This is a genomic window from Streptomyces sp. NBC_01477 (assembly GCF_036227245.1).
Classification (GTDB): Bacteria; Actinomycetota; Actinomycetes; order Streptomycetales; family Streptomycetaceae; genus Actinacidiphila.
Genome location: NZ_CP109445.1, coordinates 338,021 through 350,675 on the forward strand (window position 1 = coordinate 338,021; position 12,655 = coordinate 350,675).

At 74.2% G+C, this 12,655-nt stretch carries 3 protein-coding genes; 1 reads left to right on the plus strand and 2 read right to left on the minus strand.

Translation table 11 applies throughout. The annotated features are described in order from the left end of the window. Window positions 1-5: 5 nt before the first annotated feature. Window positions 6-9,362, minus strand: coding sequence for a non-ribosomal peptide synthetase (locus OHA86_RS01445; RefSeq protein WP_329171710.1), 9,357 nt, complete (start codon window positions 9,360-9,362; stop codon window positions 6-8). 489 nt (window positions 9,363-9,851) lie between these two features. Here OHA86_RS01445 and ccrA point away from each other — a divergent pair, with 489 nt between their 5' ends. Next, window positions 9,852-11,198 (plus strand): crotonyl-CoA carboxylase/reductase, encoded by a 1,347-nt coding sequence (gene ccrA / locus OHA86_RS01450; RefSeq protein WP_329171712.1) that lies wholly within the window; start codon window positions 9,852-9,854, stop codon window positions 11,196-11,198. Between the two features lie 154 nt (window positions 11,199-11,352). On the opposite strand, the gene OHA86_RS01455 is transcribed toward ccrA, so the two are convergent. After that, a complete protein-coding gene (locus tag OHA86_RS01455; RefSeq protein ID WP_329171714.1) occupies window positions 11,353-12,405 on the minus strand; it encodes a ParB/RepB/Spo0J family partition protein in 1,053 nt (350 codons plus the stop codon). Window positions 12,406-12,655: the final 250 nt, after the last annotated feature.

Genomic DNA, 12,655 nt, shown 5'->3' on the forward strand with positions numbered 1-12,655 from the left:
GTCTCCTACATTCCGCCGTCGGTGTGGGCGACGGCCTCGGTGGTGTGCGCGGACCGGTCGGAGACCGGGGGTTCTGCCCGTACGCGGTCGCGCAGCTGCGAGACCGTCAGCTCCGGGTGCCGCGCGACGAGTTCCAGCACCCGCGGCCACTGGCGCACCAGCGCCCCCATGACCGGCGGCGCGATGCAGTCCGGCGAGTACACCCACAGGCCGCGCAGCTCGCCCTCGGCCTCGCGGGCCACCAGGTACAGGTCGAGGTTGTGCGGCTCGATGGCGGTGATCAGCTCCGGGAGCGGGCTCTCGTCGCCGACCTGCACGTCCAGCGGCGCCACGTCCAGGCCGTCCAGGGCCAGCGTGCTGCTCGGCACCCCGAGCAGGTTGAGCATCACGCGCAGCGGCAGGTGGTTGCCGTCCCCGATGACGCCGTCGTGCACCAGCGCGCGCACCGGCACGTTCTGGTGCGAGTACGCGTCCAGCTCGCCCTGGAGGACACGCTGGACCAGGTCGTGGAAGGTCGGGTCGTCCGCCATCCGCGACCGGTTCAGGATGATGTTGATGAACGGGCCGACCATCCGGGTCGTCTCCGGGCGTTCGCGGCCGGCCAGCGGGTGGCTCACCGCGATGTCGGTCGCGCCGGAGTAGCTGTGCAGCAGCACGTGGAAGGCCGACATCAGCATCATGAACAGGGTCACGCCCTCGCGGCGGGCGGCGTCCTTCACCGCCGCCATGACGTCCGCGCCGACCACGACGCTGTGGCTGTAGCCCTCGACGAAGTCGTCCAGCTGGTGGGCCGGCGCGTCGAAGTCCAGCACGCGGGCCGCGCCGTCCAGTTCCCTGCGCCAGTGCTCGATGTGCTCGTCGAGCGCGCCGCCGGCCAGCAGCGCCTGCTCCCAGGCCGCGTAGTCCAGGTGCTGGACCATCACGTCGGGCAGCTCCGGCCGCCGGGCCGCCGCGTGGGCCGCGTACAGCTGCGACAGCTCGTTGATGACCACCAGGAAGCCCCAGTGGTCGACCAGGATGTGGTGGGCCACGAGGACCAGCGCGTGCTCCTGGTCGCCGAGCCGTACGAGCAGGCCGCGGACCAGGTTCCCGTCCGCGATGCGGAACGGCCGCTCGGTCTGCCGGGTGAGCAGCTCGCGCAGCTTCTCGCGCCGGTCGTGCTCCTGGTGGGCGCGCAGGTCGACGGTCTCGACCGGCCACTCGGGCCTGCCGTCGGCGAACTGGACGGTCGCCGAGCCGCGCTGGACGTAGCGGGTGCGCAGGATGTCGTGCCGGCGCACCAGGTCGTCCAGGCCGCGGCGCAGCGCGGCGGCGTCGAGCGCGCCGCGCACCCGCCACGCGGTGATGACGCCGTGGTGCGCGTGGTCGGGGCCGACCGGCTGGAGCAGGAACTCCAGCTGGCCGAAGGACAGCCCGGCGCCGTCGCCGCGGTCGGCCGTGGGGATCGACGCGTGCAGCAGGTCGGCCGCGCTGGCGGCGGCGGCGTGCTCGGCGTCGTCGCGGACCGGCTCGACCGCGCCGTCCCCGACCGCGCGGGCGCACCGGATGATCGCGCGCAGCGCGTCGAACCAGGCGGCCGCGAGGTCGCGGACCTCGTCCTCGGTGAGCAGCGACGCCGCCCAGCTCCAGTCGGCCACCAGCCGCGGGCCGCCGGGCCCGTCCTGGGTGACGGCGTTGACCTCGATCGGGTACGGCAGCGGCCGGGCGCCGGTGGTGCCGGGCGCGGTGTCGTCCCGCAGCGGCAGCCACGGCGTCTCCTCGTCGGTGACGGGGACCCGGCCGAGGTAGTTGAACAGCGCCTGCGGCGCGGGCTGCGCGGCGAGCAGGGGCGCGCTGCGCGGGTCGAGGTGGCGCAGCACCCCGTAGCCGAGGCCGCGCTCCGGGATCGCCCGCAGCTGCCTGCCGGTACGGGCGACGGCCGCCGCCAGCTCGCTGCCCGCCCCGGTCACCTCGTCCCAGGACAGCGCGCCGCAGTCGAGGCGTACCGGGTGGACGCTGGTGAACCAGCCGACCGTACGGGACAGGTCGACGCCGTCGAGCAGCTGCTCGTGCCTGCCGTGGCTCTCCACGTCCAGCACCACCGCTCCGCCGCCCGCGCCGTCCCCGCCGGGCCGGCGGGCGCGCCACCGGCCGACGGCGAGGGCGAAGGCGGTCAGCAGCACGTCCTGGATGCCGCGGCGGAAGGCCGCGGGCACCTGTCCGACCAGCGGCGCGGTGTCCTCGGCCGGGAGGGTCACCGACAGGCGCCCCTCGGTGCCGGTGACGTCGCGTTCCGGGTCCAGCCGGCCCGCCACCAGCGGCGCGGCGTCCCGCAGGACGTCCTGCCAGACCGGCAGTTCGGCGCGGTGCCGTGCGACGGCCTCGCCGGAGGCCACCCGGGCGGCCCAGCCGCGCAGCGACGTCGCCACCGGTGCGAGGACCGGTTCGCGGCCCGCGGCGACCGCCTCCCACGCGGCGGCGAGGTCGGCCAGCAGGATCCGCCACGACACGCCGTCGACGGCGAAGTGGTGGACGGCGAGCAGCAGCCGGCCCGGGCGCGCCGCCCCGGCGTCGAACCACACCGGCTGGAGCATCGCGCCCGCGGCCGGGTCGAGCCGTTGCTTGGCGGCGGCCGTCTGCTCGGCGATCAGCGCCCGCGCGTCCGCGTCGGCGAGCCCGCTGGTGTCCACGCGGCGCAGGACGTCCGCGACCCGCACCGCGCCGGGCTCGTCCGCGTACAGCGACCACTGCCCGCCGGGCGCGGCCACCAGCCGGGTGCGCAGCGCGTCGTGCCGGTCGACCAGCGCCTGGAGCGCCGCGGTCAGCCGGTCCCCGTCCACGCCCCGCGGCAGGCCGACGGTCGCGGACAGGTCGAAGCCGACGACCGAGCCGCCGAATTGCCGCTGCCTCTCCATGACGGGCAGCAGCGGGATCTCGCCGGTGCCGATGTCCGCGACGCCCGGCCCGGTGTCCTCGCCGGCCGGCCGCGCCACCCGGGCGATGCCCGCCACCGTCTGGTGGGTGAAGACGTCACGGACGGTGAGGACCAGCCCGGCGGTGCGGGCGCCGGCGACCAGCTGGGTGGCCTGGATGCTGTCCCCGCCCAGGTCGAAGAAGCCGGTCTCGGCGCCGACGTCGGGTATCCCGAGCACCTCGGCGAAGACGGTGCACAGGGTCCGCTCGGCCGGGGTGGCCGCCGCCCGGGACGCGGTGGCCGCGCCGAGGTCGGGCGCGGGCAGCGCGCGCCGGTCGAGCTTGCCGTTGGCGGTCATCGGGAAGGTGTCGAGCACCATCACCACGACCGGCACCATGTACTGCGGCAGCCGCTCGGCCACGAAGGACCGCAGCTCGGCGGGCTCGGCGTGCCTGCCGTCGGCGAGCACGGCGTAGCCGACGAGCTCCTTGCCGCCGGAGGGCTTCTCCCGGACCAGCACGGCGGCGTCCGCCACGGCGTGGTGCGCGCCGAGCGCGTTCTCGATCTCGCCCGGTTCGATGCGGAAGCCACGGATCTTGACCTGGGCGTCGGTGCGGCCGAGGTAGTCCAGCCGCCCGTCCGCGCGCCAGCGGGCCAGGTCGCCGGTGCGGTACATCCGGCTTCCGGGCGGCCCGTACGGGCAGGCGACGAACCGCTGCGCGGTCAGGCCGGGCTGTCCCAGGTAGCCGCGGGCCACGCCCGCTCCGGCGAGGTACAGCTCGCCGGGAACGCCGGCCGGCACCGGGCGCAGCCGCTCGTCGAGCACATAGGCGCGGGTGTCGTCCATCGGTGTGCCGATCGGCACGGCGCCGTCCGCCGGCTCGCGGGTGCGGTGCAGCACGGCGAAGGTCGTGGTCTCGGTCGGCCCGTACCCGTTGGTGAGGACGGTCTCCGGCCAGGCGGCCAGCGCCCTGGCGGCCACGGGCGGCGACAGTGCCTCGCCGCCGGCCAGCACCTCGCGCATCCCGGCCAGCGCCGCGGGGTCGCGCTCGACCAGCAGGTTGAACAGCGCTGCCGTGAAGAAGGCCGAGGTGACACGGTGTTCGCCGATGGTGCGCAGCAGGGTGTCCGGGTCGAGGTCGCCGGGCGGTGCGACGACCACCTCGCCGCCGGACAGCAGCGGCACCCACAGCTCGTAGGTGGAGGCGTCGAAGGCGGTCGGGGCGTGCATCAGGACGCGGGTGTGGTTGCCGCCGCGCCACACCTGGTCGGCGGCGAGGCTCGCCACATTGCGGTGGGTGACCGCCACGCCCTTCGGCAGCCCGGTGGAGCCGGAGGTGTACATGACGTACGCCATCCGGTCGGGTCCGCCCGCGGGCGGGAGGGCGGCGGCGTCCGCCGGGCCGTCCGCGGCGGACAGCTCCGCGGCCACGTCGAGGACGCGCATGCCCTCGGTGGCGGGGTGCTCCGGCTCCGGGCCGTCCACGAGCAGCACGCTCGCGCGGGTGTCGGCCATGATCAGCCGCATGCGGGACGCGGGATAGCGGGGGTCGAGCGGCACGTACACACCGCCGGCCTTGAGCACGGCCAGGATCGCCACCGGCAGCCGTACCGAGCGCTCCATCAGCAGGCACACCGCGTCCTCGGCGCCGCCGGCGCCGACGCCCAGGGCGCGCAGCCGCAGAGCGAGCCGGTCGGCGGCGTCGGCGAGCCCGGCGTAGGTCAGCCGCTCGCCGCCGCGGCTGACGGCGACGGCGTCCGGGGTACGGGCCGCCTGCGCCTGGAACAGCTCGGGCAGCCCGGCCGCGGGCGCTTGGCCGCCCGCGCCGTTCCACTCCTGGAGCACGCGGTGCCGCTCGGCCGGGGTGAGCAGGTCGACGTCGCCGATCGGCCGGTCCGGGTCGGTGATCATCGCCACCAGCACCTGGCGCAGCCGGCGCAGCATGGTGCGGATCGTGCCGGGGTCGAAGACGTCGGTGTTGTACTCGATGCCGCCGTCGATGCCGCCCGGCGTACCGTCGCCCGCGAGGTGCTCGTGCAGCAGGAGGACCAGGTCCATCCGCGCGGTGCCGGTGCCCGCCACCACCGGCGCCGCCGCGACGCCGGGCAGCTCCAGGGTCTCGTCGGTGACGCTCTGCCAGGACAGCATGACCTGGACCAGCGGGTGGTGCGACATCGACCGGGCCGGCCGCAGGGCGTCCACCAGGGCGTCGAAGGGGATGTCGCCGTGCGCGAGCGCGTCGAGGGTGCGCTCGCGCACCGCGGCGAGAAGTTCCCTGAACGTCTGGCGGTCCGAGGTCCGCGTGCGCAGCACGAGGGTGTTGGCGAAGAAGCCGATCAGATTCTCGGTGGCCTGGTCGTCGCGTCCCGCGGCCGCCACGCCGATGGGGACGTCCGCGCCGGCGCCGAGGCGGCCGAGCAGCACCGCCAGCGCCGCGTCGAGCACCATGAACATGCTGACGTCGCAGCCGCGGGCCAGCCGGGCCAGCCCCTCGTGCAGGTCCGCGTCCCAGCGGAAGGTCAGGGTGTCGCCGCGGTGGGACGCCTCGGCCGGGTGGGGCCGGTCGGCCGGCAGCGCGATCCGCTCGGGCAGGCCGTCCAACGCGCCGCGCCAGTAGTCCACTTGGCGCGACCACACACTGCCGGGGTCGTCCTGCGCGCCGAGGTGCCGGCGCTGCCACAGGGCGTAGTCGGCGTACTGCACCGGCAGCGGCGCCCACGCGGGCGCGCGGCCGGCCAGCCGCGCCCGGTAGGCGGTCGCCAGGTCGTGGCGCAGCGGCGCCAGCGACCAGCCGTCCGCCGCGATGTGGTGGACGACGATCGCCAGTACGTGCGTGTCGGCGCCGAGGGTGAACAGCTCCGCGTGCAGCGGGATTTCCGCGGACAGGTCGAACGTGTGCCGGACCGCCGCGGCCACCGCGTCGTCCAGATGGGCGTCGTCGGTCCCGGTCACCCGCAGCGCGGGCCGCGCCTGCCCGGGGTCGAGGACGCGCTGGCAGGCCGCCGCGCCGGTGTCGGGGAAGACGGTCCGCAGCGACTCGTGGCGGGCGACGACGTCGGCGAGGGCGGCCCGCAGGCAGTCCACGTCCAGCGCGCCGGTCAGGCGCAGCACCACCGGGAGGTTGTAGGTGGGCGAAGGGCCCTCCATCTGGTGCAGGAACCACAGCCGCCGCTGGGCGAACGACAGCGGCAGCGGGTCGGGCCGGGTCATCGGGCTCAGCGCAGGCCGCACCTCGTCGCCGCCCTGCCGCAGCAGCTCGGCAAGTCCGGCCGCGGTCGGCCGCTCGAACAGGTCGCGCACCGGCAGGTCGACGCCGAGCGCGCCGCGGATCCTCGCCATCAGCCGGGTGGCCAGCAGCGAGTGGCCGCCGAGGTCGAAGAAGCTGTCGTCGATGCCCACCTCGGAGACGTTCAGCACCTGCGCGAACAGGTCGCACAGGGCCTTCTCGTCGGCGTCGCGGGGCGCGGCGTACGCGGTCGCCGCGCGGGTCTGCTGCGCCAGCTCCGGTGCGGGCAGCGCGGCGCGGTCGGTCTTGCCGCTGGGAGTCAGGGGCAGCGCGTCGAGGAGGACGAACGCGGACGGCAGCATGTAGGTGGGGAGCTTCTCGGTCAGCGCGGCCCGCAGCCTGCGGCGCAGCTCCTCGGGCGCGCCGGCCGCCGGGCCGGGGACGAGGTAGGCGACCAGCCGCCGGTCGCCCGGCCGGTCCTCGCGGACCACGACGACCGCTTCCTTCACCTGCTCCTGCCACAGCAGCACCGACTCGATCTCGCCCAGCTCGATCCGGTAGCCGCGCAGCTTGACCTGGTGGTCGAGCCGGCCGAGGTAGTCGACGGCGCCGTCCACCCGGCGCCGCACCAGGTCGCCGGTGCGGTAGAGGCGTTCGCCTGGGCCGGAGGCGAAGGGGTGGGGGACGAACTGCTCGGCCGTCAGCTCGGGCCGGTTGACGTAGCCGCGTGCCAGGCCCGCGCCGCCGATGCACAGCTCACCGGGGACGCCCGGCGGCACCGGACGGCCCTCGGGGTCGAGGATGTGCACCTCGGTGTTGGCGATCGGCCTGCCGATGGTGATGGTGCCGTCCACGATCCGGGTGCCGAGCGAGTAGATCGTGGTCTCGCTCGGGCCGTACATGTTCCACAGGTCCACGCCCTTGGCCAGCAGGCGCCGGGCGAGGTCCGGGGGCAGCGCCTCGCCGCAGATCAGCCCGCGCAGCCCCGGGCGGCCCTGCCAGCCGGCGTCCAGCAGCATCCGCCAGGTGGACGGGGTCGCCTGCATCATGGTCGCGCCGGTCGCGGCCATCTCCTGGGCCAGCAGCCTGCCGTCGGTGGCGACCTCGCGGGTGGCGACCACCACGCGGGCGCCCTCGACCAGCGGCAGCAGCAGTTCCAGCGTCGCGATGTCGAACGACAGCGTGGTGACCGCGATGAGGCTGTCGCCGGCGTCGATGCCCGGCCACTGCTTCATGGCCCGGAAGAGGTTGCGCAACGCGCGGTGCGGCAGCTGGACGCCCTTGGGGCGCCCGGTCGAGCCGGAGGTGTAGATCACATAGGCGAGGTCGCCGTCGGCGACCGGCTCGCCGAGGGCCTCGGCGGACTCGGCGGCGATCTCCTCGCGCAGCGCGTCCACGCACAACGTCGCGGCCCCGGACGCCGGCAGGCCGGGCGCCACCGACGTCTGGGTGATCAGGACGGGCAGCCCGGCGTCCTCGATCATGAACGCCATGCGGTCCTGGGGCAGCTTCGGGTCGACCGGCACGTAGGCGCCGCCCGCCTTCAGCACGGCCAGCACCGCGACCACCATGTCGAGCGAGCGTTCGAGGCAGATCCCGACCATCACGTCACGGCCGACCCCGAGGCTTTTCAGCCTGCGGGCCAGCCGGTTCGCGGACGCGTCGAGCCGGGCGTAGCTGAGCGTCTCGCCCTGGCAGTGGACCGCCTCGGCGTCCGGCCGCAGCGCCGCCTGCTGCTCGACGCGCTGGTGGGTGAGCAGCTGGTCGGGCCACTCGTGGCGGGTGTCCTCGCGCTCCGCGCGCTGCTCGCGCTCCTCGGCCGCGGTCAGCAGCGGGACGTCCAGGATGTGCTGCTCGGGGTCGGCGAGCAGACGGTCGAGCAGCACCTTCAGGTGGCCGCCCATACGGTCGACGGTGGCCGCGTCGAACAGCTCCGCGTTGTACTCGAACCAGCCGCTGAGCGCGTCGCCCTGCTCGAACACCTGGAGTTCCAGGTCGAAGCGCGCGGTGGAGCCGGCCACCTCCATCAGTTCCAGGCGGAGCCCGCCGGCGTCGAATTCCGGCACCGGGATGTTCTGGAAGACGAACGACACCTGGAAGACCGGCGACCGTGACAGGTCCCGCTGCGGGCTCAGCTCCTCCACCAGCCGCTCGAACGGCACCTCCTGGCCGGAGAACGCGCCGAGCGCCGCACCGCGGACCCGGCCGAGCAGCTCGGTGAAGGCCGGGTTGCCCGACAGGTCGTTGCGGATCGCGAGGGTGTTGACGAAGTAGCCGATGAGCCGCTCGACCTCGGACTGCCCGCGGTTGGCCACCGGCACACCGACGACGACGTCCTCCTCGCCGCTGTAGCGGTGCAGCAGCACGGCGTACGCGGCGAGCAGGGTCATGAACGGGGTGACGCCGGTACGCCGGCTCAGCTCCCGTACGCCGTCCATCACCGCGGCGGACAGGTGGAACGGCCGCGAGCCGCCGGTCGTGCTCAGCACGGCGGGCCGCGGCCGGTCGGTGGGCAGCTCGATGATCGGCGCGGCGCCTTCGAGCAGCTTCTTCGCGTGTTCCAGCTCGGCGGCGAAGTCCGGGCCCGCGAGCTTCTTGCGCTGCCAGGCCGCGTAGTCGGCGTACTGGACGGGCAGTTCCGGCAGTTCGGCCGGAGTGCCGGTGAGGTGGCCCTGGTAGAGGGCGACCAGCTCGCCGAACAGCACCGAGGTGGACCACAGGTCGGCGACGATGTGGTGCATGGTCAGCAGCAGGACGTGCTCGTCGGCGGCCAGCCGCAGGAACGTCATCCGCATGAGCGGCCCGGTGCCCAGGTCGAAGGGGCGGGCGAACTCCCGCCGGGCCAGCTCCTGGATGCCCGCCTCGCCGCCGGGGCCGCGCAGGTGCCCGCACTCCTCGACGGTCAGCTCCAGCTCACCGGAGTCGTGCACGACCTGCACGGGCTCGCCGTCGGCCTCGTCGAAGGTGGTGCGCAGCGACTCGTGCCTGCGGACGATCTCGGCCAGGCTCCGGCGCCACAGCTCCACGTCGAGCGGGCCGTGCACGCGCACCGCGGCCGGGATGTTGTAGGCGGCGCTGCCGGGGTTGAGCCGGTCAAGGAACCACATGCGCTGCTGGGGGAAGGACGCGACGAACCGGCGCTTGCGGGCCGGCGGCCGGCCGCCGCCCCTGCGCCGCAACCGCTCCGCCAGCAGCGCGCGCTTCTGCTCCGGCGTGAGGCTGGTCAGGTCGATGTCGGTCATGCGCCATTCTCCTGATCGTTGGTCGCGGCGGCGAGGAGTTCCCGGGCGCTTGTCACACGGCGATTAGCGCGGAATTCACGATTCCGACACTCTTCCCAAAAGCTCCGCGCCCGCTCCATTCGGCGAAGCCGTCGGGCTGTCAATTCCAGGGCTTTGCCCGGCACGCCGGAACGACCCAAATGATAGGCAAAAATTGCGCGTACGCCATGGTGCGTCCGCACCCGCAGGGACGCTCCCGCGGGTCGGCCGGTGTTCAACTGCCCGGGCCGGACAGTTGAACACCCTTTGACGCCAGGACGTCGGCCCCGGGCGGCTGGACTCGCCTGTCGGCCGGGTGCCAGCATGAATCACGCACTTGCCCCCACAATTCGGCAAGGTGATGGCGAAACGGACACCCAGGAGCGGCCCGATCGCCTTTCTCGCACAGGAAACCCCTTATTACTCGCGTCCTGTTCTGTTCGCGGACCAAGCCGGAAAGAGGCCGGAGACATGCAGAAGATCCTCGATGCGATCCTCGCGGGCGAGCCGGGCGAGGTGGGAAGCCTCCCGGTGCCCGAGTTCTACCGGGGGGTCACCCTGCACGCCGACGAGGTGGCGATGTTCGACGGACTGCCGGGCCGGGAGAAGGATCCGCGCAGATCCCTGCACCTGGACGAGGTGGCCACGCCGGAACCGGCGGCGGGCGAGGTGCTGGTGGCCGTGATGGCCAGCGGGATCAACCACAACACGGTCTGGTCGTCGATCTTCGAGCCGCTGCCGACGTTCGGGTTCCTGTCCCGGTACGGCAGGACCTCGCCCCAGGCCGCGCGGCACGACCTGCCCTACCACGTGCTGGGCTCCGACCTGGCCGGGGTGGTGCTGCGCTGCGGCGAGGGCGTGGCGGCGTGGAGCCCGGGGGACGAGGTGGTGGCGCACTGCCTGTCGGTGGAGCTGCACCACCCCGACGGGCACGCGGACACCATGCTCGACCCGGAGCAGCGGATCTGGGGCTTCGAGACGAACTTCGGCGGGCTGGCCGAGCTTGCGCTGGTCAAGGCGAACCAGCTGATGCCGAAGCCGGGCCACCTCAGCTGGGAGGAGGCCGCCGCCTCGGGGCTGGTGAACTCCACCGCCTACCGCCAGCTGGTCTCGGCGAACGGCGCGCACCTCAAGCAGGGCGACACCGTGCTGATCTGGGGCGCGTCCGGCGGCCTCGGCTCGTACGCCACGCAGCTCGCGCTGAACGGCGGGGCGACGCCGGTGTGCGTGGTGTCCAGCCCGCAGAAGGCGGAGGTGTGCCGCCGGATGGGCGCGGAGCTGGTGATCGACCGGGCCGCGGAGGGCTACCGGTTCTGGAAGGACGAGCACACCCAGGACCCGCGCGAGTGGCGGCGGTTCGGCGCCCGGATCAGGGAGCTGACCGGCGGCGAGGACCCGGACATCGTCTTCGAGCACCCGGGCCGGGAGACCTTCGGAGCCAGTGTGTACGTGGCGCGGCGCGGCGGCACGATCGTCAGCTGCGCGTCCACCTCGGGCTTCCAGCACACCTACGACAACCGCTACCTGTGGATGAGCCTGAAGCGGATCGTCGGGACGCACTTCGCGAACTACCGGGAGGCGTGGGCGGCCAACCGGCTCATCGCCAAGGGCCGTGTGCATCCCACGCTGTCGGAGGTCGTCGCGCTGGAGGACACCGCGCAGGCCGTCCACGACGTGCACCACAACCGCCACCAGGGCAAGGTCGGCGTGCTGTGCCTGGCGCCCGCCGAGGGCCTGGGGGTGCGCGATCCGGAGCTGCGGGCCAGGCACGAGCAGGCGATCAACCGCTTCAGGACCGGTGTACGCACGGCCGGTTAGCCGGCACGCGGCGGCGGCCGGTCCGCGGGAGCACACGGGCCGGCCGCCGGCGGCCGCGGTCGTCCTCGCCTGCCGCGGCGGTCAGGGTCCTGGGGCGCTGCCGGTCCTGTGGCGCCCGGCGGACCGGAGACCGCGGACCGGCACGGACAGCGGTTCAGGCGCCCGAGGACATCGACGAGACCCGCCCGCGTTCCGGCACGGCCTCGCCGTCCTGGGCGCGCCGCACCTCGATGTCGGTGGCGAACTGCAGCCACCGGTCGGCGCACAGCCGGGCCGCGTGGGCCACATCGGCCGCGCGGTGCGCGGGGACGCCCGCGATCAGGTCCTGCCGCTGCTCGTCGGTCAGCAGATGGGACGCCAGCAGTTGCAGCAGCGCCCGGCCGGTCTGCGACATGCGCAGGCTGGGATCCCGGCGCATCCGCGCCAGCACGCTCCCGGAGATCACCGGGGCCGGCGCGGGCACCGGCAGGTCGGACTCCCGCGGCCCGGACCCGGCGGAATATCCGCTCCCGGCGGGCCGGAGCTTGGGCGGCACCGGGTCCTGCCCGAGCCGCATCCGGTTGCGCACGTCGCGGGCGGTGGCCAGGGCGACTCCCGCTCTGCTGGCGATCTCCCGCAGCGAGGCGCCGGGGGACTCGGCGATGACCCTGCTGGCCGCGATACGTCCGGCGGCGCCGTTGACCGGGCGGTTGCGGCCGTCCCGGCCGGTTCTGAGGGTCAGCTGGGCCACCGGCACATCGGCGCGGCTGCGCAGTGCGCCCACCCCGCCGGGGGACAGGCCGGTCACGGCGGCGATCCGGCGGTCCGACCAGTGCGGATGGCTCTCGATGATGCGCAGCGCGGCTGCCGTGCGGTCCTGCCGCGACAGCGGCAGGCCGTGCTCGGCGTTGAGCTCGACGGCGAGTACGAAGGCGTCCTCCGCCGCGCCCTCCACCAGCCTGACCTCGATGTGCTTGTCGCCGCGCAGGGTGGCCGCGCGCAGCCGGTGCATGCCGTCCACCACGCGCATCGTGGAGCGGTGGACGACGATGGGCGGCAGGGCCGCCTGCGACTCGGCCAGTGTGCGCGCGTGTTCTTCGACCTCGCCCGCCAGGCGCGGGGAGTCGGCGGGCAATAACGAGCAGATGGGGAGTAACTGGGTCCGGCGTGAGATGAGTCGCTCGTGGAGGGTGATCCGCGACTCGTCACCGGTCGGTAATTCGGACACGTAGCCCTTTCCTGGCACTGACGTGAGCGTCGTCACCGGGTGTGGCCCGGGGGCGGTCGCTCAGGACCCGGCAGAGAGATTCCTTCGCTTGGCGTCGGGCTGGAACCTCCCCTCCCCCGTAGGCACATGCGGGTCACGCATGCGGCCGTGAATGACCGGTGGCGGGCCCTTGGGAGAGCCGGGCGCCCACGCCCTGGCCCGGCGTGGTCCCGCTGCTCCCCCGGCTCACCTCCCGGGTGCCTGTGGCTTG